Here is a 24579-nt window from a genome sequence, read left to right as displayed (position 1 = left end):
GCTCAGACCAGCAGCTGGTGCCTCGCCAGGTCGCGGTACAGCGGCACCTCGTCGACGAGTTCGGAGTGCGTGCCCTGGCCGACCACGGCGCCGTCCTGCAGCACCACGATGAGGTCGCTGTCCACCACGGTGGACAGCCGGTGCGCGATCACGATCAGCGTGCGGTCGGCGGCGGCGGCGTCGATGGCCTCCCGCATCCGCTGCTCGTTGACGCCGTCCAGCGACGACGTGGATTCGTCCAGCAGCAGGATCGGCGCCTCGGTCAGCAGTGCTCGTGCGATGGCGAGGCGCTGGCGCTCGCCGCCGGAGAGCATCACACCGTCTTCGCCGACCGGGGCCTGAAGGCCCAGCGGGTTGCGTTCGAGCACGTCGCCGAGGTTCACCGAGCGCAGCGCCCGCTCGCAGTCGGCATCCGTGGCATCCGGTGCAGCCAGCCGCAGATTCTCGGCGAGTGTGCCGGCGAGGGTCGGCGCATCCTGCTCCACATAGCCGAACTGCGCGCGCAGCTGCTGGCGCGGGTACGTGCGCACGTCGTGACCGGCCAGCCGGATCGATCCGCCGGTGGGGTCGTAGAAGCGCTCGACCAGCGAGAGGATCGTGCTCTTGCCTGCGCCGCTGGGGCCGACCAGCGCGACCCGGGCGCCGCGCGGCACCGCGAAGGAGACCCCTTGAGCACATCGCGGTCGACCTCGGTGGTGGCAGCCTCGGCGGCCTCCAGGTGCGCGTCGGCCAGCACGTTCCGAGCTTCTTTCGCCGCTGCTTCGCGGGCGGCGACGACGGCGTCGGGGTAGCGGAACCGTACATCGCGGAACTCCAGGGCCGGCGAGCCTGCGACCGGGGCAGAGGTGACTGCGGCATCCGATTCGTCGTGCTGGGTCTCGGTGGGCAGGTCGAGGATCTCCTGGATGCGGCCGAGCGCACCGAGCGCCTGGTTGACCGAGGTGATCGCGCCGAAGGCCTGCCCGAGCGGCATCACCAGCATGAACAGGAACATGATGAAGGTGACCAGGGACGCGATGCTCAGCGCCCCGGATGCCACACGGAATCCGCCGACCCCGAGCACCACCAGCAGGGAGACCTGCAGGGCGATACCGGCGACCGGCACCACCATCGAGGAGATCTTCGCGATCCGCACGCCCAGGCCGTACGCCTCTCCGGCCAGGTCGTCGACGGCCGCGGTCTCGCGCTCAGTGGCGCCGGATGCGCGCACGGTGCGGATGGAGGAGATCCCGCGCTCGATGCCGGAGGCCAGTTCGCCCACCTTCTGCTGCTGGGCGGCGGATGCGGTGCGGATACGTCCGCTGAGCGTGACGACCAGTGCGACCGAGGCGCCGATCACGAGCACGATCAGCACGAGCAGCAGCGAGTCGATGACGAGCATGGCGATCAGTGCCCCGACGAACAGGATCGCACCGCCGACGGCATCCGCCAGTCCCTGCGTGAGCACGGCGTACAGCAGCGTCGTATCGGTGCCCACGCGCGAGACGAGGTCGCCGGTGCGGCGGGAGTCGAACTCGCTGATCGGCAGGTGCAGGATGCGGGCGATGAGCTGTCGCCGGCTGGAGTACACCACGGCGGTTCCGGTGCGCTGCAGCAGGTAGTGCTGATAACCGGAGATCACGGATGCGACGATCACCAGCCCGATCAGCAGCCAGACCAGCGCGCCGAGCGCCTGATCGTGCTGCACCCGGTCGATGACCTGACCGACGAGCAGGGGCTGCGCCAGTGAAGCGGCAGCGCCGACGATGCTGAGCGCGGTGGCTCCGACCAGCACCTTCTTGTGCTCGAGCAGGAAGGGGAGCAGCTGGCGGAACGTGGCGCGCGGGCCGTCCTGCTGCGCACCGCGCCCGCGGCGGCGTGCTGTCGCCGTGCGAGCCATGGGGACCTCGTTCTTGAGGGAAGTGTTGCGTGGGGACCCTCTATTGTCTGCCGAACTTCTTATGTGCCGCCTGTCTGGTTACGCCCAAAGCGCTCGCGATGGCCTGCCACGAGTAGCCGGCGAGCCGTGCGCGGCGCACCTGGGCCTCCTCTGCACGAGCGATCTCGCGGCGGATGCCGGCGAGGCGGTGCAGCTCGGCGAGCGGTTCACCGGCCGGATCGGTGGCGAGGGCGGTGCGATCGATCATGTCTGTCAATCTAGGTTGACATCCTTCGTTTGTCAACCTGTTTTGACGCGCTGGCTGCGATGCTCAGGTCTACGGTCAGTCCCCGTCGCACTTTCTGCCGCCGGGACACGGCTGGAAGCGACAAAAAGTGCGACGGGAACGGGCATCATGGACGGATGCTGATTCCACCGAAAACCCAGCCCGGTGACCGTGTCGCAGTGCTCTCGCCCGCCTTCGCCGCACCGGCGGAGGGCCCCACGATCCATGATCGGGCGATGCGCCGGCTGACAGAGCTCACCGGTCTGGTACCGGTGGAGTACCCGACCACGAGACTGCTCGACGCGAGCGCCGAGGCGCGAGCGGCCGACGTGAATGCGGCGTTCGCTGATCCGAGCATCCGCGGCATCCTCGCCACGATCGGCGGTGACGACCAGATCCTCGTGACCCCGCACCTGGACCCGTCGCTCGCGCTCGCCGACCCGAAGCCGTTCCTCGGCTTCAGCGACAACACGAACTTGCTGAACTGGCTGTGGCGGAACGGGATCGCAGCCTTCCACGGCGGTTCCACCCAGCTGCACCTCGGCGCCGGCCCGGCTGTCGACGACATCCATCTGCGCTCGCTGCGTGCCGCGCTGCAGGAGGGCGGGAAGATCGAGCTCACCGAGCCGGGAGAGTCCGAGGACTTCGGCCGGCATTGGGACGACCCCGCAGCCCTCGCCGAGTTCGGCGACCGCGAACCGGCCGAACCGTGGACGTGGGCGGGGCTGGCGAAGAAGGTCACCGGACGCACCTGGGGCGGCTGCCTCGAAGTGCTCGACCAGCTCGCGCTCGCCGATCGGCTCCCGTCGAACGAGGAGCTCGCCGGCGGCATCCTGCTGCTGGAGACCAGCGAGCGACTGACTGCCGCCGATGTCGTCACCGAGCAGCTGCGCGCGTACGGCGAGCGCGGCCTGCTCGGCGCGTTCTCGGGTGTGCTCGTCGCGCGCCCGCCGGTGAGTTCGTTCGACGTGATGCCCCCGGCGGGGGAGCGGGCCCGACTCCGCACCGCTCAACGCGACGCCGTGATCGAGCAGGTCCGCCAGTACAACCCGGATGCCGTCGTCTGCGTCGGCGTGCCCTTCGGGCACACCCGCCCGCAGTGGATCCTGCCCTACGGCGGCGAGCTGATGATGGACGGCGAGACGCGCACGGTGCGCGCCGCGTACTGACGGAAGCGGTCGGAGGAGCCCTTCGACTGGATTTACTCCGACAGCCCGTGCTCGGCCAGCCACGTCTTTGCGACCGTGGTGGGGACCCGCAGCAGCCAGGCATCCGTCAGCATCTCGCGCAGCAGCTGCTCATCGATCGACTCCAGCCGCGTCAGCACGGCGGGGAAGCCGTCGAAGTGCGGGGTGGTGAAGAAGATCTCGGGATACGTCTCCAGCGCGGCCGCCTTCGCCTGCTCCCCTTCAACACGGATGCCGATGACCACGCCGTCCGGCCATTGTCTGCCCAGGGCGGCGAGCTGCTCCAGATCGCGCTTGCGCGGCGGCCGTTCCCAGGCCACCATTCCCGCGGTCGTCCGCCAGCACGGTCCGCCGCTGTGTCCGTTGACCTTCTCCACGACGCGTGGGAAGCCCATCGCGATCCGGCGCACATCCTCGATCGTCGCCATGCCGACAGCGTACGCGCCGACCCCTTCGTGCGACACCGCGTCTGCACGTCACATCCGCACGCGGTGCGGCGTCGTCAGTCCTTCGCCCGTCCGGTGCCGAGGTAGGCCTGGATGATGTCGTCGTCGGCCAGCAGCGCATCCGAGGCACCGGAGCGCACGATCTCGCCGTTCTGCAGGATGTGCCCCTCCTGGGCCGCCTGCAGGGCGCGGCGGGCGTTCTGCTCCACCAGCAGCACGGTCGTTCCGCCGGCGAGCACCTCGTCGATCACGGCGAACACCTCGTTGACGATCTTGGGGGCGAGCCCCATCGAGGGCTCGTCCATCAGGATCAGCTTCGGGCGCGCCAGCATGGCGCGGGCGATGGCGAGCATCTGCTGCTCGCCGCCCGACAGCGAGCCGGCCGGCAGCTTGCGGCGTTCGCCCAGCACGGGGAAGCGCTGGTACATCTCGTCGATGGCGGATGCCGATCCCGACGTGTGCGAGCGGGCACCCATCTGCAGGTTCTCGGCGATCGACATGGTTCCGAGGATCTGCCGGCCCTCCGGCACCTGTACCAGGCCCCGGGGGACCAGACTGTGCGACCTGGTCCTGGTGATGTCCGAGCCCTCGAACAGGATCGTGCCGGCCGACGGGCGCACGATCCCGGAGATCGCGTTGATGATCGACGACTTGCCGGCACCGTTCGCGCCCACCAGCGTCACCAGCGTGCCCGCGGCGACATCGAAGGAGATGCCGCGCACGGCCTGCACGCGCCCGTACGACACGCACAGATCCTGCACGCTCAGCAGCGGCTCACTCATGGCTCTCCTCCGCAGCTCCCAGGTACGCCTCGATCACGCGCTCATCGGCGGAGATGTCCGCAGGGGCGCCGTCGGCGAGCACCTCCCCGAAGTTCAGCACGATGATGTGATCGCAGGTGTCCAGCACCATGCCGACGTTGTGCTCGATGAAGATGATCGTCAGCCCGTCGGCGGCGAGGTCCTTGATCAGCGCGCTGAGTCCATCGGCCTCGACGTGGTTCATGCCCGCCGCGGGTTCGTCCAGGATCAGCAGCGAGGGATCCGCGGCGAGTGCGCGGGCGATCTCCAGCCGCCGCTGATCGCCGTAGGACAGGCCCTTCGCGGTGGTGTTCGCCTTGTCGAGCAGCCCCACCCGGTCCAGGCAGCGGGCGGCGTGCGCGAGGGCGATGCGCTCGTCACGACGGGCCGAGGGCAACCAGATCAGGCGGCGCAGGAACGTCGGCTTGGCGACGACATGCGCGCCGATGAGCACGTTCTCCAGCGCGGTGAGCCGATTGAACAGCTTGGAGTGCTGGAAGGTGCGGGTGACGCCGGCGGCGGCGATCTTGTGCACCGGGGTGCGGCCGATCGGCTTGCCCAGCACCGTGGCAGCGCCGGAGGACGGCGGGATGAGCCCGCTGATCATGTTCACAAGGGTGGTCTTGCCCGCACCGTTGGGTCCGATCAGTCCGACCACCTCGCCGCTGCGCACGGTGAGGTCCACTCCGCGTACGGCGTGCACGCCGCCGTACTCCTTCGCCAGGCTCTTCAGCTCGACGACCACCTCTCCCGGCACCGGGTGGGTTCGCAGGGCGAGCTGCGCGGCATCCGTCTGCAGCGACGCGACGTCGACCTTCTGACGGCGCCGCGGGATCAGGCTCGCGATGCCGCCGGGCAGATAGAGGATGACCAGCAGCAGCAGCAGGCCCGAGATGAACGGCCGGATCCAGCCGGCCTCGATGCCGATGGTGCGCTGGATCTCGGGCAGCAGGGTCTGGAATCCGCTGCCCAGGATCGGGCCGACGAAGTTCGCCGTGCCGCCGACCACAGCAGTGACCAGCCCGTCGATCGCCGTGCTGAAGCCGAAGTCCTCGGGCGCGACCAGCCGCACGTAGTACGCCCACATCACGCCGTACAGGCCCGCCAGCACACCGGCGGCGACGAAGGCCGAGAGCCGGTGCCCACCGACGTTGATGCCGATCGAGCGCGCGGCGAGCTCATCCTCGCGGATGGCCTCCAGCGCGCGCCCGTAGCGGGAGCGGCTCTGCCGTGCGAACCAGTAGGTCACCAGCGCCAGCACGCCCCACGCCACCACCGGTGTGAGGGTCTTCGGCACCGACATGCCCTGCGCACCGCCGGTCCACTCCGAGTTGAGCAGGAAGATGCGGATCGCCTCGGCGAACCCGAGCGTCGCGATCGCGAGGTACACCCCGCGCAGCTTCATGGTCGGCAGTCCCAGGATCACCGCGGCGATGGCGCCGACCACCATCCCGACCACCATCGCGAAAAGCAGCGTCGGGATCGGACCCCACTGGGCGGGCGGGGGAGTCAGGGCAGCGGCGGTGAAGCCGGCGACACCGGCGAAGCCCGCCTGCGCCAGGCTGAGCTGGCCGGCGACGAGCACCGCGTAGAACGAGAACGCGAAGACGCCGTTGAGCGCGATGAAGACGAGGGTCGATTCGGTGAACAGCATCAGACCTCACGCACCTTGCGCTTGCCGAACAGCCCCTCGGGCCGCACCAGCAGGATGACGAACAGCAGTGCGAACGCGATGAGGTCACGCCAGCTGGAGCCGATGTACTGGATCGCGAACACCTCGGCGATACCGAGGATGAGACCGCCCACCAGCGAGCCCGACAGCGACCCCATCCCGCCGACGATGATGACGGCGAGCCCCTTCAGCTCGATCGCGCTGCCCATTCCCAGCTGCGCACTGTTCACGTTCAGCGCGAACAGCACACCCGCCACCGCGCCGAGCGCTGTGGAGATCGCGAAGGTCAGCGCGGTCACCCGGTCGACATTCACGCCGAGCACGCGCGCCGCGGTCGGGTTCTCGGCCACGGCGCGCATCGACCGGCCCAGCGGGGAGCGCTGCACGAGCAGGCTCAGCGCGATCATCAGACCCAACGACACCGCCAGGATGATGATCTGCAGCCAGCTGGCCGTCAGATCACCGAACTCCAGGGCGTCCTCGGGGATCGTGCCGACCGGGAACCTCCTGGTGTTCGGGCCGAACACGGCCTGCAGCAGCGCCACGATCATCCCGGCCATCGCGATCGACGAGATCAACCCGGCGAAGTGCGCATCGGGCCGGTCCTTGAGGGGACGGAACGCGATGCGCTCGATGAGCAGCCCCATGACCGCGCCGAACGCGAACACGAGGATCAGCACCAGCCACAGCGGCAGGTCGAAGGCTTCTGTCAGCCAGATGCCCACGAACGCCGAGGCGGCGAACACGGAGGGATGGGCCAGATTCAGTCGATCCAGGATGCCGAACACCAGCGTGAAGCCGATGGCGAACAGCGCGTAGATCGAACCGAGGAACAGGCCGTTCAGCAGCTGCTGCAGCATGGAGGCTCCCGGCGGGTCGTCGGATGGGGCGGTTCAGAACGGAACGGTCAGTTCAGAACCGCGAACTTGCCGTCCTCGACGATCTGCACGACGGCGTTGTGCTCGGCGTCGCGGTCGGAGTTGATCGTCAGCGAACCCAGCGGCGTCTTCAGATCCTTCACCTGCGTCAGCCCGTCCTGGATGTCGGTGCGCTCGCCGGAGCAGTTGGCGCGGACCGCGTAGTCGAGAACCTTCAGGCCGGTGTATGCCTGCGCGGCGAACTGATCGGGGCCGGAGCCGTACTCGTCCTCGTAGGCCTTCATGAACGCGGTGTTCTCGGGGCTGTCCGATGCGGAGTTCCATGCGGCGCCGACGATGACGCCCTCGGCGGCGTCACCGGCGTCCTTCATCAGCTGCGGGTTGTTGAAGCCGTTGCCGCCGATGATCGGAGCATCGATTCCCAGCTCACGGGCCTGGGTCACCAGCGGGATCGCCGCCTCGATGAGCGCCGAGACGACGATGGCGTCGGGCTTCTTCTCCTTCGCCGCCGTCAGCAGGCTGCGGAAGTCGGTGTCCTTCACCGAGAACTTCAGGGTGTCGGCCACGTCGACGCCCTCATCCTCGAGAGAGGCGGCCATCACCTTGTAGCCCGACTCGGTGAACGCGTCGTCGTTGCTGTACATCACCACGACGTTCTTCAGGCCGAACTTCTCGGTGGCGGCCTTGATGGTCTGCGGGATGACCTGGCCCTCGGTCAGCGAGTCGCGGAAGATGAAGTCGCCCTGTGCGGTGATCCCGTCGGCAGTGTTCGAGATGGCCAGCACGGGCATCCCGCCCTCCTGCGCGATCGGCTGGGCCTGGAAGGCGGTGTTCGACAGGGTGGGTCCGATCACGGCGCTGGTGCCGTCGGAGACGAAGTTCTCGAAGACGCCGATGGCCTGCTTGGGGTCGGTGCCGTCGTCCTCGATCTTCAGGTCGTACTTCACGCCGTCCTCGGCGTTGATGTCCTTGAGTGCGAGCTTGAGGCCGTTCTGCTGGGACTCGCCGTAGCTGGCGGCGGCGCCGGTGAGGCTGAGCGCCGCGCCCAGGGGCACGGTGCCCTCGATCGTGCAGGTGTCGCCCGAGCCGCTGCCCTTCAGGCTGCCGCTCGCGTCGCCGCCGCCGTTGCCGCCGTCACCGGTGGCGCTGCAGCCGGCGAGGAGCAGGACGGATGCCGAGAGCAGAGCGGCGTTGCGGAACATCTTGCGCATGTGAACCTCCGTGATCGTCGAGGCGCACGGTGTGAATGATGTGGGTCGCCCTGGTGCCGGGCTGTCCCGGCAGGGCCGGAACCACCTGCGTTCACACCGTCAGCCTCGACCATGGACGGCGCGGGAGCGCAGATGAATCGATCATACGCGCGCGGGAATGCCCCTTCCGCACCGCCGCGCGGATGGGGCCGCGCGGGATGGATCAGTGCCAGAGCAGGCCGATGCCGGCGTTGACCAGGGTGAGCACTCCCACACCCCAGAACAGCACCGACGGTACGGTCTCGTTGCGCTTCTGCCGCGCAATGCCGATGCCGATGAACGCTCCGATGATCAACAGCACCACCAGCTTGACGGTGATCTTGATGTAGAAGCTCGCGCCAGGCGTCCAGCTGATCCCCCAGGGGGCAGCGAGGGCCAGTCCCGCGATCGCGGCGATCGCGACACCGTAGTTCATCAGTGCGGTGAACTGCTTCTTGCCGCCGAAGGCCTGAGCGGCCCAGGCTCCGAACAGCACCGCAAAGCCGATGATGTGGACGAAGACGACGATCTGACGGAGGGTTTCCATGACCCCAGGCTAGCCAGGAACGTGCCCGGGCGAAATCTGATACCGGCCGACGACGGCGAACGCGCTTCAGCCGCGCAGCTCGGTGATCACCCGTGCCAGGCGCAGCGCGGCATCCGCGGCCTCGGCGCCCTTGTCCTCCTTCGAGCCCGGCAGGCCGGCACGGTCCAGACCCTGCTGCTCGTCGTCGAGGGTGAGTACGCCGAAGCCGACCGGCTTTCCGGCATCCAGAGCCACCCGCGTCAATCCGTCCGTGGTCGCTGCGGACACGTACTCGAAGTGCGGCGTGCCGCCCCGGATGATCACGCCCAGTGCCACCACGGCATCCGCTCCTCCGGCGAACGCGGCCTGCGCGGCCAGCGCCAGCTCGAAGGAGCCGGGCACGCGCACCACGGAATGTGCGGCGCCGGCGGCATCCAGCGTGCGCTGGGCGCCGGCGATGAGTCCGTCGGTGATGGTCTCGTGCCAGGTGCCGGCGATGATCACGACCTGCAGGCCGCTCCCGTCGACGGGGGCGAGGGGGTGGGTGCTCCGGCGCCGCTCATGCGTGGTCCTTTCCGCTTGCGAGTGCTGCGGCCAGTTCGGTCTCGCCGATGATGTGGCCCATGCGATCGCGCTTGGTCTCGAGATACTGGTGGTTGTTCGGGCCGACACCGACGATCAGCGGCACCTGCTCGACCACATCGAGTCCGAGCTCGCGCAGCTTGTCGACCTTGTCGGTGTTGTTGGTCAGCAGGCGCACCTTCGAGATCCCGAGGTCGGCGAGGATGCCTGCTGCGGCGGCGTATTCACGGGCGTCGGCGGGCAGGCCGAGTGCGAGATTGGCGTCGACGGTGTCGAGCCCGTCCTCCTGCAGACTGTAGGCGCGCAGCTTGTTGATCAGGCCGATGCCGCGTCCCTCATGGCCGCGCATGTACACGACCACGCCGCCGTCCTCGGCGATCATGTCCAGTGCCGCCTGCAGCTGCGGCCCGCACTCGCATTTCTGTGACCCGAACGCCTCACCGGTCAGGCACTCGGAGTGCACGCGCACCAGCGCGGTCTCGCCGGGGGTGCCCGAGACGACCGCGATGTGATCCGTGCCGGTGACGCGATCCTTGTAGGCGAGGAACCGGAAGGCACCGTGCGAGGTCGGGACATTCGCATCGGCGCGCAGGCTCACCCTGCGCTGCGTCTTCTGCGCGGCGCAGGCGTCGTCGTCGCGCGGGTCGGTCTCGTTCAGGTGCACGATGAGCTGCTCGATCGTGATCACCGGGACGCTCTCGCGCTCACCGAGCTCGAGCAGCCCGGGAAGGCGCATCATGCTGCCGTCGTCGGCGACGACCTCGGCGATCGCGCCGACCGGCTGGAGGCCGGCCAGATTCATCAACTCGACGGCGGCCTCGGTGTGACCGCCGCGTTGACGCACGCCGCCGTCCACAGCGCGCAGCGGCAGGATGTGCCCGGGCCGGATGACGCTCGTCGCGGTCGACTGCGGGTTCGCGAGCACGTTCAGCGTGAGGGCACGATCGTGGGCGCTGATACCGGTGGTCACGCCTTCGGCGGCGTCGACGCTGACCGTGTAGGCGGTGGAACGGGCATCCTCGTTGCTCTCCACCATGGGCGGCAGGTTCAGGCTGTCGGCCAGGTCCGCGGGCATGGGCGCACAGATCAAGCCCGAGGTCCAGCGCACCATCCAGGCCATCACCTCGGGGGTGGCGAGCTCGGCCGAGATGATGATGTCGCCCTCGTTCTCACGGTTCTCGTCGTCGGCGACGATCACCGGTCTGCCGGCGCGCAGCGCCTCGAGTGCGTCGTCGATGGTGGCAAGGCTCATCGCGAGCCTCCTTCCGGAAGGGTGCGGAACGCGAGGAGGCGCTCCACGTGTCGGGCGAGGATGTCGGTCTCGAGGTTCACCGGGTCGCCGGGGGCGAGGTCGCCGAGGGTGGTGGACTGCAGGGTCTCGGGGATGAGCGAGACCTCGAACCAGGGCCGCGCGGCATCCGGATCCGACACGGCGCTGACCGTCAGCGAGGTGCCGGCGACGCTGATCGAGCCCTTGTCGACCACCAGCGGCGCGAGCTCGGCCGGCAGCGAGAATCGCAGCACCCGCCACTGCTCGCCGGGGCGCACCTCCTGCACGGATCCGGTGCCGTCGACGTGGCCCTGCACGATGTGCCCGCCCAGGCGCGCCCCCACCGGCATCGCCTTCTCGATGTTGACACGCGTGCCGACCTGCACAGTGCCGAGCGCCGAGACATCGAGGGTCTGCTTCATGACATCCGCGTCGAAGGTGTCGGAAGTCGAGCCGACCACGGTCAGGCACACGCCGCTGACCGCGATGGACTCGCCGTGCACGGCATCCGACGCGGCCTTCGGCGCACGCACGGTGAGCCGCCAGCCGTCTCCGGACGGCGTGATCGCGGCGATCTCGCCGATCTCCTCGATGATTCCGGTGAACATCAGCTTCCTTCTTCCAGAGCAGACGGGTGGGCGACCGCGAGCAGGTCGTCGCCGAGCGGCAGCCATTCGTCGATCGTGAGCCGACGCGCGTCGGCGATGCTCGCCACGCCGAGGTCGGTGAGCGCCATGCGCTCGCCGCCCAGCAGCACGGGGGCGATGTAGGCGAGCACGGTGTCGGCGAGGCCGGCGGTGACGAAGGCGCTGGCCAGGGTCGGCCCGCCTTCGACGAACACACGCTGCACGCCCTGCTCGCGCAGATCGTCCAGCACGGCCGCCAGATCGTGCGTGGGGTAGAACAGCGGCGAGTGCGGATGCCGATGCACAGCGGCATCCGCCGGAGTCGGGCGTGAGCCGATCACGACCGGGACGGGCTGGTGGGGGAGCAGCGTGTCGCCGTCGCGGGCGGTGAGCGATGGGTCATCGGCGAGCAGGGTGCCCGTGCCCACGACGATCGCGTCGGCGAGTGCGCGGCGGCGGTGCACGTCGGTACGTGCGGCTGGCCCGGTGATCCACTGGCTGCTGCCGTCGGATGCCGCGGCCCGACCGTCCAGGCTCTGCGCCCACTTCACGGTGACGTGCGGGCGCCCCAGCCGCTGCACGGCGAGCCAGTCGCTGAGCTGGGCACGAGCGGCATCCGCCTGTTCGCCCGCGACGACGTCGACGCCGGCGGCGCGCAGACGGTCCGCACCACCGCTGGACGCCTCGCCCGGATCGTCCAGTGCATACACGACGCGGGCGATCCCCGCGTCGATGAGCGCCTGGGCGCACGGTCCGGTGCGGCCGACATGGTTGCAGGGCTCGAGGGTGACGACCGCCGTCGAACCCTGCGCCGCATCGGGAGTGAGCCGGGAGAGCGCATCCACCTCGGCGTGCGGTGTGCCGGCACCGTGATGCCATCCCTCTGCGATCGGTTCGCCTGTGGCAGAGAGGAAGACCGCGCCGACCTGCGGATTCACCCCACGGGGCCCGTTGAGCGCGAGCGAGAGGGCGCGCCGCATCGCGTCGCGTTCTGCGCCGGTCGCTGGCATCGGTCATCTCTCTCTGGATTCCCGGGGCCGGCGGCACGCATCGACGGCGTCGCCCGTGCTGCCTCTCCTCCGGACTAGCGAGGATCTCCCTCGCATCACCGTCGGTCCCGGAATTCCACCGGATCGGCGCCTGTGACCAGGCGTTCGCGGACTGTCACCGCCGGTTCGGATTCTCACCGACCCCGGAGCACGTTATTGCTCCGAGTCTACTCAACGCGGCGCCGCAGGATTCATTCCCCGTCACAATCGTCGAGTCAGGGGCCCAGGAGCGAGGCGGGGATCACGGCAATGCCATCCGCGCGGCGGTAGGCGGCAGGACCAGTGGTGATCACGACCGCGTCGGTGAGATATGGACCCATCCGCTCCTTCAGCCAGCGCAGATGATCGGAGCCTGTCCAAGTCGGCCGCTCCACATGAATCGAGTTGAGCCGCCCGGGTGGGGGTCTCTTACGCTACCGTTAGCAGGCGATCTGAGCTACCTTCAGCAGAACCTCTGATCGTCATTTCAGCAGGCGCGAGAGCCGTCGATCGGCCAGTTCCTTGCCGCCGGTCTGGCAGGTGGCGCAGTACTCCAGACTCCTGTCGGCGAAGAACACGCTGCGCACCGTGTCGCCGCATACCGGGCAGGGTTTCCCGCGCCGGGCGTGCACCCGGAACCCCGCGCGCTTGGCATCCTTCAACTCCGCAGGAGGCTTGCCCGACGCAACGGAGACGGCCTCGCGGAGCGTGTCCTGCATCGCCGCGTAGAGACGATCCACCGCGTCATCGTCGAGCTTGCCCGACGGTGCATAGGGCGACAGCCTCGCGACGTGCAGGATCTCGTCGGAGTAGGCGTTGCCGATTCCCGCGATGATGCTCTGATCGCGCAGCAGCCCCTTGATCTGCATCCGCCTTCCGGCGAGCAGCTCCGCGAAAGCGTCTCGCGTGAAAGCCGGGTCAAGAGGGTCAGGCCCCAGTCGCGCGATTCCCGGGATCTCCTGCGGGTCGCGCACCACGTACACGGCCAGTGACTTCTTCGTGCCCGCCTCGGTCAGATCGAACCCGCTGCCGTCATCGAGTGCGACGCGCAGTGCGATCGGACTGCGACCGGGCTTGATGAGCGTCGTCGGCAGCGTGTCGTACCACCGCAGCCATCCCGCCTTGGCGAGGTGGAAGATGAGGTGCAGGTCGTCGCACGCGACGTCGATGAACTTGCCGTGTCGCGCAGTGGCCGTGACAGCCGCGTTCTGCAGTGCGTGCACGGGTGGGTCGAAGGTCTTCAGTGCCGAGATGGACGCCACGCTGATACGTGTGACCGTGTGCCCGGTGGCGCGCTCGCCGAGGAATTCGACCAGTCCCTGCACCTCCGGCATCTCGGGCATGCAGACATCCTGTCACGCGGGTCGGACGAATCGCAGGGGATCGCACGAAACGCAGGAAGGATGCCGGCATCCGTTCCTGCGTTTCGTGCGGAATCCTGCAATCCGAGCGTCAGAGAATCGGCCAGTCCACGGGTGTGCGGTCGTCGGATGCCAGCAGGCCAGCGATCCAGCCGTCGTCGCGTCCTCGAGGACTGGTCAGCCCCTGGCGCACGGTTCCCTCGTACCGGAAGCCGAGCCCGCGGGCAGTGCGGGCGGACGAGACGTTGCCGACCACGGCGCGCCAGGCCAGTCGCGCTAGACCCAGCTCCCCGAATGCGAAGTCGATGACAGCACGACCCGCCTCGCCCACGACTCCCTGCCCGCGGTGTGCTGCGGTGCCCCAGTAGCCGATCTCGGCTTCTCCGCCATGCGGATGCTGTGTGATCCTGTGCAGGCCGATCATTCCCGCGAGCGCGTCGTCTCGGCGGATCGCCCACACGGTCTCGACGCCTTCCGTCCACCAGGATGCGACGAGACCGACGAACGCCTCGGCATCGTCGCGCGAATACGGGCTGGGCACGGTCGTCCAGCGCGACACCTCCGGATCCTGGCACGCGGCGGTGATCGCATCGAGGTCGGCTTCGGAGGGGATGCTGAGGACGAGACGCTGGGTGCGCAGGGCGACCGTTTCCATCGCACCAGCGTACCGTTTCCATCGCACCAGCGTAGGGGGCACAGGAACGTTCCCGATGTGCGTCGTCACCGGCCCGACAGCCGAGCTCTCCGCACTGTCGGGGCGGGTACAGCGCATCCGGACGCGCTGATCACGGCGACAGCCCACGCGCCGGGCCCGTAGACTTCTCCGGTGACTGTTCCGGGGATTCTGCGCGCCTTGGAAGAGGCGAACCTGTACCGTGACGCCCTCACCTGGGCGAAGACGGATGCCGAGATCTCGGCGGTGGACGGGCTGGATGCGCCGATCATCGCCGGGCTGCTGCGCAAGCGTGCGCAGGAGGGGCTGCCGGCATCCGTGCTGGTCGTCACTCCCACCGGGCGGCGCGCGGAATCGGTCGCGGCGGCACTGGCCGACTATCTGGCGGATGCCGAGATCCTCACCTTCCCCGCCTGGGAGACTCTGCCGCACGAGCGGCTGAGCCCCAGTCCTGACACGGTCGGGCAGCGGCTGGCGGCGCTGCGCCGCATCGCCACCTGGACCGGGGAGAAGCCGCTGGTGGTCGTCGCCTCGGTGCGTGCCGCACTGCAGCCGGTGGCCGCGAATCTCGGCGATGCGGTGCCGCTGCAGCTGCGCGTCGGCTCTCGGGGGCTGGAGCTCGAGCAGGTCGTGGAGCAGCTCGTCGAGCGCGCCTACTCGCGCGTGGACATGGTCTCGCGCCGCGGCGAGTTCGCCGTGCGCGGAGGGATCCTCGACGTCTTCCCGCCCACGGCCGACCACCCTGCACGGGTGGAGTTCTTCGGCGACGAGATCGACCAGATCCGGGCCTTCTCCGTCGCCGATCAGCGCTCGCTGCCCGGCGATGTGGCATCCGTCGAGCTGCCGGCCAGCCGCGAACTGCTGCTCACCGCCGATGTGCGTGAGCGTGCGGCAGGGCTGATCGGACGGTTCCCGGCGATCTCCGGGATGCTCGAGAAGATGGCCGAGGGCATCCCCGTGGAGGGGATGGAGTCGCTGCTGCCCATCGTCGCCGGTCCGCTGGTGACCCTTGCGGAGTACCTGCCGACCGGATCGGCCGCAGCCATCGTCGACCCCGAGCGGGCGTCGGCCCGCGCGCAGAACCTCGGCGAGACCAATCGGGAGTTCCTGGAGGCGGCGTGGAGCGCCGCGACCGCCGGTGCCGCGGCACCCATCGACGCGTCGACAGGACGCGATGCCGGGCTGGACGCCGGAGACTTCGTCTCCATCGCGCGCCTGCGTGAGGTCATCCGTGAGCGCGAGGGCGTCTGGTGGCGGCTGAGTCCGTTCGCCGTCGACGACACGGATGCCGAGAACATCGACTCCTCGATCATCCCGTCCTTCCACGGCAACGTCGACGGCGCGATCTCCTTCATCGAAGAACGTCTGCGTGAAGCCTGGCGCGTCGTGGTGATCGCCTCCGGCCAGGGGCTGGTCGAGCGTGCTCGCGACGTGCTCAGCGACCGCGGACTCGCCGCCCGCGTGCTGGACGACCTCGTAGACCCGCCGGAGGGCGGTGTGGCCAGCCTGGTGAGGGGCTCGGTGGAGTCCGGCTTCCAGGTGCCCGAGGCGAAGCTCGCCGTGCTCACCGACAGTGAGTTCTACGGGCGCACGATCGGCGGCGATCAGCGGGCGGTGCGCAAGCTCGCCTCGCGGCGGCGCAACGTCGTCGACCCGCTGCAGCTCAAGCAGGGTGACTACGTGGTGCACACCACGCACGGCATCGGCCGGTTCGTGGAGATGACCAAGCGCGAGGTGTCCTCCGGCGGACGCAACGCCGTCAAGACCACTCGCGAGTACCTGGTGCTGGAATACGCGCCGTCCAAGCGCGGTTACCCGGGCGACAAGCTGTACGTGCCCACAGATCAGCTCGACCTGCTCTCGAAGTATGTCGGCGGCGAGGCGCCCGTGCTCTCGAAGATGGGCGGCGGCGACTGGTCGGCCGCCAAGGGCAAGGCGCGCAGGGCGGTGCGCGACATCGCGGTCGAGCTGGTGAAGCTGTATTCGGCGCGGATGAACGCGAAGGGACATGCGTTCGGCCCGGACACGCCCTGGCAGCGTGAGCTGGAGGAGGCGTTCCCGTTCGCCGAGACCCAGGATCAGCTGCAGACGATCGACGAGATCAAGGCCGACATGGAGCGGCCGGTGCCGATGGATCGGCTGCTCTCGGGCGACGTCGGCTTCGGCAAGACCGAGGTCGCCGTGCGGGCGGCGTTCAAGGCGATCCAGGACGGCAAGCAGGTCGCCATGCTCGTGCCGACCACGCTGCTCGTCAAACAGCACATGGAGACGTTCACCGAGCGCTTCGCCGGGTTCCCCGTGCAGGTGCGGGCGCTTTCGCGCTTCCAGACCGACAAAGAGGCCCGGCTCACCTTGCAGGGGCTGCTCGACGGCTCGGTCGACATGGTCATCGGCACGCACCGCATCCTCACCGATCAGGTGATCTTCAAGGATCTGGGTCTGATGATCATCGACGAGGAGCAGCGGTTCGGGGTCGAACACAAGGACAAGCTCAAGAAGATGAAGACCAACGTCGACATCCTCGCCATGAGTGCCACCCCGATTCCGCGCACGCTGGAGATGGCGGTTACCGGCATCCGCGAGATGTCGACGCTGCAGACGCCGCCGGAGGACCGGCATCCGATCCTCACCTTCGTCGGCCCGCGCAGCGACAAGCAGATGGCCGCTGCCATCCGACGCGAGATCCTGCGCGAAGGACAGGTGTTCTTCGTGCACAACCGGGTGCAGTCGATCCAGCGCGTGGCCAGTGAGCTGGCCGAGCTCGTGCCCGAGGCACGCATCGCCGTGGCGCACGGCCGAATGGGCGAGCACCAGCTCGAGCAGGTCGTCGACGACTTCTGGGAGCGCAAGTACGACGTGCTCGTCTCGACCACGATCGTCGAGACCGGGCTGGACATCTCCAACGCCAACACGATCATCATCGACAGGGCCGACAAGTACGGCCTCTCGCAGCTGCACCAGCTGCGAGGGCGGGTGGGTCGCGGCCGCGAGCGCGCCTACGCGTACTTCCTCTACGACGACTCCAAGCCGCTCAGTGAGACTGCCGCGGATCGGCTGCAGACCATCGCGGTGAACAACGAGCTGGGGTCGGGCACGCAGGTCGCGCTGAAGGACCTGGAGCTGCGCGGTGCGGGCAACATGCTCGGCGCGGAGCAGGCCGGGCATATCGCGGGCGTCGGCTTCGACCTGTATCTGCGCATGATCGGCGAGGCCGTGGCGACCTTCCGCGGCGACGAGACGTCGTCGGATGTCGAGCTGCGGCTCGAGCTGCCGGTGGAGGCACGCATCCCCGAGGACTACATCGACAGTGAACGGCTGCGGCTGGAGGCCTACCAGAAGCTGTCGTCCGCAGCCACGGTGGCGGCTGCCGAGGATGCCATCGACCTGGTCGCCGAAGAGCTCGTCGACCGCTACGGTGCGCTTCCGGACGAGGTTCAGACGCTGGTGACGGTCGCACGGCTGCGCCGCCGGGCGGCGCGTGCAGGGTTGACGGATGTCGTGGCGATGGGATCGAACCTGCGCATCGCCCCGGCCCGCTTCGAGGACTCCATGAAGGTGCGGCTGCAGCGGCTGTATCCCAAGGCGAAGCTGCTGGGCGGGGAGAGGCGCTGGTCGTGCCGATGCCGGTCGATGCGGATCTGATCGAGTGGGTCGGCAACCTGTTCACCGCGATGTTCCCCGAGTCGGCGAAGGTCGACGCGCAGGCCTGAGCCGACCGTTCGCCGCCGATCTCACCTACAGCGACGGGGCCCGGTGTTATCCGCAGGGGTGAAGGCAGGGTGTCGGGCCGGCGAACAATTTCGAGTTCTACGAGCTGTAGAATTCAAGGGTGAGCGCTGCACCGATACCGAACGACCCGTGGGTCGCCGAGGCCGAGCGCGCACGGCACGCACCGGGATTCCGCAGGCCGGGCCTCGGCCCGGCGCCGAAGCGCTCGGTGTACCTGCTGGGCGTGCTGGCGGCATCCCGAGCCGTCGGACTCGTGCTCATCGCCGAGGCCGTCGCGCGCGGCATCGCCGCTCTCGCAGGCGAAGGCCTGACCCCGGGGGCGACCCGGGTCATCCTGCTGTGCGGCATCCTCGGGCTGCTGCTGCGCACCGGCGGGGAGTGGGCGGCATCCGTCGTCGCGCGACGTATCGCGACGATCGTCAAGCGCGACCTGCGCGGCCGGCTCTGGCGGCGGATCGCGCAGGGAGGCGGCGAGGGTGGCGGCATCGCCGTGCTGGCCGCCGACGGGCTCGACGACCTCGACGACTACTACGTGCAGACCCTGCCGGCCCTGGTCGGCACCGCCGTCGTGCCGCTGGTGGTCGGCATCCGCATCCTCGGCGCCGACTGGCTGAGCGCTCTCGTCATCGTGCTCACCGTTCCGCTGGTGCCGCTGTTCATGATCCTCATCGGCAAGCACACCCAGCAGCGCACCGACGCGGCGCTCACCGCGCTCACCCGCCTGGCCGACCACCTCACCGAGCTCGCCCGTGGCCTTCCTGTGCTGGTCGGACTCGGGCGCGTGGACGAGCAGACCCGGGCACTCGATGACATCCAGAGTCGTTACCGGCGACGCACCGAGGAGACCCTGCGCTGGGCGTTCCTCTCCTCGCTCGCACTGGAGCTGATCGCCACGCTCTCGGTCGCCGTCGTCGCCGTCGTGCTGGGGCTGCGTCTGCTCGACCGCACGATGGACCTCGAACCGGCGCTGATCGCCCTGATCCTGGCACCGGAGTGCTTCCAGGCGCTGCGCGATGTCGGCGCCGCCTTCCACGCCTCGCAGGACGGGGTTTCGGCTCTCGATCGCACGGAGGCACTGCTCGCGGAGCCGGCGAAGCCCGATGTGCGCGGCGACGCGGCCGGGACGGTGAGCATCGCGCGACTGCGCGTGCAGTACGCCGGACGAGATTCGGCCGCGCTCGCAGACCTCAGCGCGCAGCTGCACGGCATCACCGCGATCACCGGCCCGAGCGGTGCAGGCAAATCGACTCTGCTGGCGGCACTCGCGGGCGTGCTGCCGGCGGATGCCGAGATCGCCGGCGAGATCCGTGGCATCGACCCGGATGCCGTCGCCTGGGCCCCGCAGGCGCCGCGCGCCTTCGCGGCGACGCCCCGTGCCGAGCTGGCCATGTACGGCGGTGACCTTTCCGCGCTCGACGAGCTGGGGCTGGCGACGCTCGCCGACGCCGCGGTCGCCGAGCTCAGCCCGGGGGAGCTGCGGCGGCTCGCCGTCGCGCGCGCCCTGGCGCGGGTGGATGCCGGCGCACGGCTGCTGGTGCTGGACGAGCCGACCGCGCATCTGGACCCGATCGCCGCGCAGCGGGTGCGCGATGCCGTGCTCCGTCGCGCGGAGTCCTGCACGATCGTCTTCGCCAGTCATGAGGCCGAGACTCTGGCCCTCGCCGATCGGTGCGTGCCCGTGCAGACCGAACCCGCCGTGGCTCGGCCCGGCCCGGCGCCGCTCACGGGCGCTTCCGCGGGGCACGTCGCGCTGCCGGCGCCCGGGCCCGGTGAACAGCCGACGCAGGCAGCCTCAGCGCCGGTGGTCGCGCCCGGACTGCCGGCAGGCGTGCCCGAGCGATCCGGGCGGCCGCAGCGCGGCATCCGTCGCCTCACTCTCGCCTCGCTGCTGCTCCTGCACCCACGATTGTGGGCGGCATCGATCGGGCTCGGCGCACTGGCGGCCGGGCTGGCCGCCGCACTCACCGCGGTCTCGGGCTGGCTCATCGTACGTGCCGGTGTCGAGGAGTACATCATGTATCTGCTCGTCGCCATCGTCGGCGTGCGCGCCTTCGGCATCGGGCGCGCTGCGGCCCGCTACGCCGAACGGCTGGTCACCCACCGTGCTGCATTCCAGGTCGTCGACGCGCTGCGCCTGTGTCTGTGGCGGTCCATCGCCGCCCGCGGCGCCGGATCGCGCCGTCTGCTCGAGGGCGGTGCGCCCCTGGACTACCTCGTGACGCTGGCTGACGATCTGCGCGATCAGCTGCCGCGCATCGTTCCTCCGATCGGGGCGGGCGTCCTGGTGATCGCCGGCACCATCACGACCACGGCTCTGGTCACACCGCACCTCACGCTTCTCGTCGCGGCAATGCTGATCGTCGCGACCGGCTCGGCAGTGCTGCTCGCCATCCGCAGTGAGCGTGGCGCCGGATCGGAGCGCGTCGTGGCACGCTCGGCGATCGTCCGCGGCACCTCGGCGCTGGCATCCGCGTCCGCCGACCTGCGCGGCAACGGCGTGACGGACTCCGCCCTGAATGAGCTCGACGTCCACGCCGACCGGCTCGCCGACGCCGAGCGGCGCGCCGCCTGGTCGGCGGGCCTCGGCACCGCGATCGTCACCGCGGCGACCACCCTGCTGGCCGTGCTCGTGCCGTTGCTCTCGGCGGACAGTCCCGCGGCATCCGCCTCGGTCATCGCGCTGCTCGCCCTTGCCGTGCTCGAGCCGCTCGCAGCGCTCGTCTCGTCGGCTCAGCGGATGCCGGCGCTGCGTGCGCTGCTGGACCGCCTCGACCCGATCCTGCAGCCCGCTCCTGCCGCCGGGTGGGGCGAGCGGAATCCGGATGCCACGCAGCGGCTCGCCCTCGACGATGTGACCATCCGCTATCCGGGGACCGCGGAACCCGCGGTCAGCGGTGTCTCGGGCGCGACGTCGCGCGGCCGCTGGCTCGTGCTCGACGGGCCCTCCGGATCGGGGAAGTCGACGCTGCTCTCGGCCATCATGGGTGCCCTGCCATTGGCGTCCGGTGCCGTCCTCGCCGATGACGTGCCGTTGACCGCTCTCGACGAACGTGCGTGGCGCGACCGCGTGGCCTGGTGCCCGCAAGACGCCTACGTGTTCGATTCGACGCTGCGCGGGAACCTCATGCTGGCGCGCTCACGCGGCGACGCACCGGACGATGTGGCCATGCGGGATGCGCTGAATCGAGCCGGGCTGGGCGCCCTGCTGAACACCCTCGCCGAGGGGCTGGACACGCGCGTCGGCGCCGGGGGCTCAGCCCTGTCGGGCGGGGAGCGCCAGCGTCTGGCGGTCGCCCGGGCCCTGCTCACCCGCGCCGATGTCATCCTGCTCGATGAGCCGACCGCGCACCTGGATGAGCCCACCGCTGCGGCGATGATGGCGGATCTCCGCACCGCGGGGGCCGATCGGATCGTCGTGCTGGTCACGCACCGGCGCGCCGACCTTCGCGGCGATGACACGGTCGTGCGGCTGACCGGTGGCATCCCGGCTCCCCTGCGGCCGGCGCCAGCGCTGCGCTGAGTCAGCCGGCGAGGCGGCGGAACCGGTCGCTGACGCGCGTCGATCCCGACACCGGCTGATCGGCGCCGGGGACGCCACTGGCACCCACCTGCAGGATCGCGCGCGCCAGCACCTTGTCGTGCACCTCACGGCGAGCGTGGTCGTCGGCGAGCATCTCGACCAGCGCCGCGACCTCGACTTCGGCACGCGCCGCGGTCGGGAACCAGGGGAGTGCCGAGCGCCATGCGCGGAACGCCAGCAGCAGCAGGTCGTGTCGCTGCTCGACGTGTGCGCGTTCGTGGGCGATCACCGCGACCAGCTCATCGGGATCGAGCCGGTCGAGCAGCCCCTGCGACAGCACCGTGACCGACCGGGCGCCGCGCGGCAGGCAGTACGCGACCGGCACGGCATCGTCGATCACCCGGGTGCGGGCGCGGGTCGGATGCGGAGAGGTGAGCATCTCGAGCAGGGCGAGATGGCGGTGGCGCAGCCGCGTGACCTGCACGATCGTGATCGCGAGGTGTGTGAGCAGGTAGAGCGTGAAACCGGCGGCGGGGATGAGCGCGAGCCAGGGTGCGCGGGCAGTGCCGCGAAACCGGCCAGAGCGAGCGCGCCGATCATCGAGAAGCCGCCGGCGAGACCGACCGCCTGCCACAGGAGCAGCGCCATGATCGGCGTGCGCATGGGCCAGGACGCCCTTGAGAGCGCGACGGGAACGGGCCAGGCGAGCGCGATGGCGACGGCACCCAGCACGCCGGCGGCGGCGATGACCACGCCATGCGGGATCACCAGCGCGCCGGTCAGCGCCGCATCGGCCTCGGACACCAGCATGGGGTGACCTAGTCGGAGTGCCCGAGCAGTCGGCGCAGGATCGCGGCGTCTTCGTTCGACACCCCGCCGACGAAGCGCTCGAGTACCGCGGTGCGGTCACCGGCATCGCCGAGGACGGTGTGCATCAGCTCGGCCACGTGATCGGCGCGCGAGGAGACCGCCGTGTACTGGTGCGGGCGCGCCGAGCGATCGGAGGAGACGAAGCCCTTCTTCTCCAGCCGGGACAGCACGGTGAGCAGCGTCGTGACGGCGAGAGAACGGCCCTCGGCCTCAAGGCGGTGCTGCACGTCATAGGCGCTGCGGGAGCCGTCGGCATCCCAGAGCGCCTCCATCACCGCGCGCTCCAGCTCTCCGAGCGTTGTCATCGTCGCCTCCCGTCGATCGAATCCGTCACAGTGATTCTACCCCTCGTAGAAAGTGTTCTATTGTGTGTCGAAGAAGTTCTACGTAGCGTAGAATTCAAGAGGCGCCGGTCGCCGGCATCCGGACCGAGAAGGAGAACCGCATGGACGTGCTCGACATCGCCAGATGGCAGTTCGGCATCGTGACGGTGTACCACTTCCTGATGGTGCCCCTCACCCTGGGACTGGGCATGTGCGTGGCAATCATGCAGACCCGCTGGGTGCGCACTGGGGATGAGAAGTTCCTGCGCATGACGAAGTTCTGGGGCAAGGTCTATCTGATCAACTTCATCATCGGCGTCGCCACCGGTCTGGTTCAGGAGTTCCAGTTCGGCATGGCATGGAGCGAGTACTCCCGCTTCGTCGGCGACGTCTTCGGAGCGCCGCTCGCGATGGAGGGACTGCTGGCGTTCTTCGTCGAGTCGACCTTCCTCGGCATCTGGATCTTCGGCTGGGGGCGCCTGCGCAAGGGTCTGCACCTGGCGGCGCTGTGGTGCGCCGTGATCGGCTCGTGGATCTCGGCGTTCTTCATCATCGCCGCCAACTCCTGGATGCAGCATCCGGTCGGTGTCGAACTCGGCGCCGACGGACGACCTGTGATGACCGACGTCTGGGCGGTGCTCACCAACAGCACTGCGCTCGCCGCCTACAGTCACACCATCCTCGGCGCGCTGGTCGTGGCGGGTATGTTCCTGCTCGGCATCTCCTGGTACCACCTCTGGCGCCGCCGCCATGACGGCATCGACTCAGTCGACGACGCCGGTCGGGTCATCGTCGGGCAGACGGATGCCGCGCCCGGGCGCGACCGCACCGACCACGGCGTGTGGATCTGGTCGCTGCGGTTCGGCGCCGTCGTCGCAATCCTCGCGTTCGCAGGGACCGTGGCATCCGGAGACATTCAGGGCAAGCTCATGTACGAGCAGCAGCCCATGAAGATGGCGGCCGCGGAAGCCGCCTGCCATACCGGCTCCTCGTTCTCGGTGCTCTCGCTGGGAGACCCCGGCTCGACGGACTGCGCCGACGTCGTCACCCTGATCGAGATCCCCGGCGCCCTGGGGTTCCTCGGCACGGGCGAATGGGGCGCCGACATGCCCGGCATCCGTGACCTGGAGCCGCAGTACGTCGACCAGTACGGCAAGACGATCCCCGACGACGCGCTGTACGGCGAGCGGGCCGGCACCGACGTGAAGTACGTGCCGGTGATGTGGGTGACGTACTGGGGCTTCCGGCTGATGATCGGCCTGGGCGGCGTGGTCGCCTTCGGCGGTGTCGTCGCGCTGTGGCTGACCCGCAAGGGCACCGTGCCCCGATCTCCGTGGATCATGCGCCTGGCGCTGCTGGGCATCATCGCCCCGTTCGCGGCGAACATCGCCGGCTGGATCTTCACCGAACTCGGAAGGCAGCCCTTCGTCGTGGCGCCCAACCCCGACGCCACCGGCGTGGACGGCGTGTTCATGTTCACCGCCGCCGCGGTCTCGCCCGGGGTCACCGCCGGAGAAGTGCTGTTCTCGGTGATCACCCTCAGCGTCGTGTACGGGGTGATGCTCGTGATCGAGCTGTACCTGCTGGTGAAGTACGTGCGCGGGGGAGTGGCGGCATCCATGCCTGAGCTCTCGGCATCCGACGACACCGACGACCATCCTGACGGCCACCGCGACGACGTGCTCGCGTTCGCCTACTGACCGGCCGATTCGAGA

At 69.4% G+C, this 24579-nt stretch carries 18 protein-coding genes, 3 pseudogenes and 1 riboswitch; of the genes and pseudogenes, 5 read left to right on the top strand and 16 right to left on the bottom strand.

What is annotated here, in order from left to right; translation table 11 throughout:
- Positions 1–2 precede the first annotated feature (2 nt).
- Both QUE33_RS07625 and QUE33_RS07620 read right to left on the bottom strand, forming a co-directional pair.
- Positions 3–1879 (bottom strand): annotated as a pseudogene (locus tag QUE33_RS07625) (ABC transporter ATP-binding protein).
- Positions 1880–1919: 40 nt separating this feature from the next.
- Entirely contained in the window at positions 1920–2126 is a 207-nt protein-coding gene (locus QUE33_RS07620; RefSeq protein WP_286302887.1) for an AsnC family protein, read from the bottom strand.
- A gap of 155 nt (positions 2127–2281) precedes the next feature.
- Here QUE33_RS07620 and QUE33_RS07615 point away from each other — a divergent pair, with 155 nt between their 5' ends.
- Positions 2282–3313: a S66 family peptidase gene (locus tag QUE33_RS07615; protein WP_286302886.1), complete on the top strand. Its 1032-nt coding sequence runs from the start codon at positions 2282–2284 to the stop codon at positions 3311–3313.
- 32 nt (positions 3314–3345) lie between these two features.
- Here QUE33_RS07615 and QUE33_RS07610 read toward each other — a convergent pair whose 3' ends face one another.
- From QUE33_RS07610 to QUE33_RS07555, 12 genes and pseudogenes are all read right to left on the bottom strand, one after another.
- The gene (locus tag QUE33_RS07610; protein ID WP_286302885.1) at positions 3346–3759 is read right to left on the bottom strand and encodes an MmcQ/YjbR family DNA-binding protein; all 414 of its coding nucleotides are present in this window, start codon (positions 3757–3759) and stop codon (positions 3346–3348) included.
- A 74-nt stretch (positions 3760–3833) separates the two neighbouring features.
- Complete coding sequence (locus tag QUE33_RS07605) at positions 3834–4559, bottom strand: ABC transporter ATP-binding protein (protein ID WP_286302884.1); 726 nt, start codon at positions 4557–4559, stop codon at positions 3834–3836.
- A complete protein-coding gene (locus QUE33_RS07600) occupies positions 4552–6231 on the bottom strand; it encodes a branched-chain amino acid ABC transporter ATP-binding protein/permease (protein ID WP_286302883.1) in 1680 nt (559 codons plus the stop codon). Before QUE33_RS07600 ends, QUE33_RS07605 begins: the two co-directional genes overlap by 8 nt.
- Entirely contained in the window at positions 6231–7109 is an 879-nt protein-coding gene (locus QUE33_RS07595; protein WP_286302881.1) for a branched-chain amino acid ABC transporter permease, read from the bottom strand. The genes QUE33_RS07600 and QUE33_RS07595 overlap by 1 nt, the downstream gene beginning before the upstream one ends.
- Positions 7110–7156: 47 nt before the next feature.
- Entirely contained in the window at positions 7157–8338 is a 1182-nt protein-coding gene (locus QUE33_RS07590; RefSeq protein ID WP_286302879.1) for an ABC transporter substrate-binding protein, read from the bottom strand.
- A gap of 202 nt (positions 8339–8540) precedes the next feature.
- A complete protein-coding gene (locus QUE33_RS07585; RefSeq protein ID WP_286302878.1) occupies positions 8541–8903 on the bottom strand; it encodes a Fe-S protein in 363 nt (120 codons plus the stop codon).
- A 66-nt stretch (positions 8904–8969) separates the two neighbouring features.
- Positions 8970–9445: pseudogene (gene ribH / locus QUE33_RS07580) on the bottom strand (6,7-dimethyl-8-ribityllumazine synthase).
- Positions 9442–10716, bottom strand: coding sequence for a GTP cyclohydrolase II (ribA, locus tag QUE33_RS07575; RefSeq protein ID WP_286302877.1), 1275 nt, complete (start codon positions 10714–10716; stop codon positions 9442–9444). The pseudogene ribH and the gene ribA overlap by 4 nt, the downstream one beginning before the upstream one ends.
- The gene (locus QUE33_RS07570; RefSeq protein WP_286302876.1) at positions 10713–11342 is read right to left on the bottom strand and encodes a riboflavin synthase; all 630 of its coding nucleotides are present in this window, start codon (positions 11340–11342) and stop codon (positions 10713–10715) included. The genes ribA and QUE33_RS07570 overlap by 4 nt, the downstream gene beginning before the upstream one ends.
- Positions 11342–12370: a bifunctional diaminohydroxyphosphoribosylaminopyrimidine deaminase/5-amino-6-(5-phosphoribosylamino)uracil reductase RibD gene (ribD, locus tag QUE33_RS07565; RefSeq protein WP_286302875.1), complete on the bottom strand. Its 1029-nt coding sequence runs from the start codon at positions 12368–12370 to the stop codon at positions 11342–11344. Before ribD ends, QUE33_RS07570 begins: the two co-directional genes overlap by 1 nt.
- 52 nt (positions 12371–12422) lie before the next feature.
- A riboswitch (FMN riboswitch) is annotated at positions 12423–12564 on the bottom strand.
- Positions 12565–12870: 306 nt separating this feature from the next.
- A complete protein-coding gene (locus tag QUE33_RS07560; RefSeq protein WP_286302873.1) occupies positions 12871–13731 on the bottom strand; it encodes an Fpg/Nei family DNA glycosylase in 861 nt (286 codons plus the stop codon).
- A 109-nt stretch (positions 13732–13840) separates the two neighbouring features.
- Positions 13841–14404, bottom strand: a complete 564-nt coding sequence (locus QUE33_RS07555) for a GNAT family N-acetyltransferase (RefSeq protein WP_286302872.1) — start codon at positions 14402–14404, stop codon at positions 13841–13843.
- A 171-nt stretch (positions 14405–14575) separates the two neighbouring features.
- On the opposite strand from QUE33_RS07555, the pseudogene mfd reads away from it, so the two are divergent.
- Both mfd and cydC read left to right on the top strand, forming a co-directional pair.
- Positions 14576–18132, top strand: a pseudogene (mfd, locus tag QUE33_RS07550) (transcription-repair coupling factor).
- 119 nt (positions 18133–18251) lie between these two features.
- Positions 18252–21671 (top strand): thiol reductant ABC exporter subunit CydC, encoded by a 3420-nt coding sequence (cydC, locus tag QUE33_RS07545; RefSeq protein WP_286302871.1) that lies wholly within the window; start codon positions 18252–18254, stop codon positions 21669–21671.
- A 1-nt stretch (position 21672) separates the two neighbouring features.
- On the opposite strand, the gene QUE33_RS07540 is transcribed toward cydC, so the two are convergent.
- Positions 21673–22305, bottom strand: coding sequence for a M56 family metallopeptidase (locus tag QUE33_RS07540; protein WP_286302870.1), 633 nt, complete (start codon positions 22303–22305; stop codon positions 21673–21675).
- A gap of 12 nt (positions 22306–22317) precedes the next feature.
- On the opposite strand from QUE33_RS07540, the gene QUE33_RS07535 reads away from it, so the two are divergent.
- A complete protein-coding gene (locus QUE33_RS07535) occupies positions 22318–22488 on the top strand; it encodes a hypothetical protein (protein WP_286302869.1) in 171 nt (56 codons plus the stop codon).
- Between the two features lies 1 nt (position 22489).
- Here the strand turns inward: QUE33_RS07535 and QUE33_RS07530 are convergent, their stop codons facing one another.
- Positions 22490–22846: a BlaI/MecI/CopY family transcriptional regulator gene (locus QUE33_RS07530; protein ID WP_286302868.1), complete on the bottom strand. Its 357-nt coding sequence runs from the start codon at positions 22844–22846 to the stop codon at positions 22490–22492.
- Positions 22847–22986: 140 nt separating this feature from the next.
- On the opposite strand from QUE33_RS07530, the gene QUE33_RS07525 reads away from it, so the two are divergent.
- The gene (locus QUE33_RS07525) at positions 22987–24564 is read left to right on the top strand and encodes a cytochrome ubiquinol oxidase subunit I (protein ID WP_286302866.1); all 1578 of its coding nucleotides are present in this window, start codon (positions 22987–22989) and stop codon (positions 24562–24564) included.
- Positions 24565–24579 lie beyond the last annotated feature (15 nt).

This window comes from Microbacterium suwonense (assembly GCF_030296555.1).
In the GTDB taxonomy this organism is placed as follows: Bacteria; Actinomycetota; Actinomycetes; order Actinomycetales; family Microbacteriaceae; genus Microbacterium; species Microbacterium suwonense.
Note: the sequence above shows the minus strand (reverse complement) of the source record. Positions and strands in the feature narration are given on the sequence as shown.

Coding starts and splice junctions, on each gene's coding strand:
- QUE33_RS07620 (WP_286302887.1), bottom strand. CDS start 2,126: ATGATCGATCGCACCGCCCTCGCCACCGATCCGGCCGGTGAACCGCTC.
- QUE33_RS07615 (WP_286302886.1), top strand. CDS start 2,282: ATGCTGATTCCACCGAAAACCCAGCCCGGTGACCGTGTCGCAGTGCTC.
- QUE33_RS07610 (WP_286302885.1), bottom strand. CDS start 3,759: ATGGCGACGATCGAGGATGTGCGCCGGATCGCGATGGGCTTCCCACGC.
- QUE33_RS07605 (WP_286302884.1), bottom strand. CDS start 4,559: ATGAGTGAGCCGCTGCTGAGCGTGCAGGATCTGTGCGTGTCGTACGGG.
- QUE33_RS07600 (WP_286302883.1), bottom strand. CDS start 6,231: ATGCTGTTCACCGAATCGACCCTCGTCTTCATCGCGCTCAACGGCGTC.
- QUE33_RS07595 (WP_286302881.1), bottom strand. CDS start 7,109: ATGCTGCAGCAGCTGCTGAACGGCCTGTTCCTCGGTTCGATCTACGCG.
- QUE33_RS07590 (WP_286302879.1), bottom strand. CDS start 8,338: ATGCGCAAGATGTTCCGCAACGCCGCTCTGCTCTCGGCATCCGTCCTG.
- QUE33_RS07585 (WP_286302878.1), bottom strand. CDS start 8,903: ATGGAAACCCTCCGTCAGATCGTCGTCTTCGTCCACATCATCGGCTTT.
- ribA (WP_286302877.1), bottom strand. CDS start 10,716: ATGAGCCTTGCCACCATCGACGACGCACTCGAGGCGCTGCGCGCCGGC.
- QUE33_RS07570 (WP_286302876.1), bottom strand. CDS start 11,342: ATGTTCACCGGAATCATCGAGGAGATCGGCGAGATCGCCGCGATCACG.
- ribD (WP_286302875.1), bottom strand. CDS start 12,370: ATGCCAGCGACCGGCGCAGAACGCGACGCGATGCGGCGCGCCCTCTCG.
- QUE33_RS07560 (WP_286302873.1), bottom strand. CDS start 13,731: ATGCCCGAGATGCCGGAGGTGCAGGGACTGGTCGAATTCCTCGGCGAG.
- QUE33_RS07555 (WP_286302872.1), bottom strand. CDS start 14,404: ATGGAAACGGTCGCCCTGCGCACCCAGCGTCTCGTCCTCAGCATCCCC.
- QUE33_RS07535 (WP_286302869.1), top strand. CDS start 22,318: ATGATCGGCGTGCGCATGGGCCAGGACGCCCTTGAGAGCGCGACGGGA.
- QUE33_RS07530 (WP_286302868.1), bottom strand. CDS start 22,846: ATGACAACGCTCGGAGAGCTGGAGCGCGCGGTGATGGAGGCGCTCTGG.
- QUE33_RS07525 (WP_286302866.1), top strand. CDS start 22,987: ATGGACGTGCTCGACATCGCCAGATGGCAGTTCGGCATCGTGACGGTG.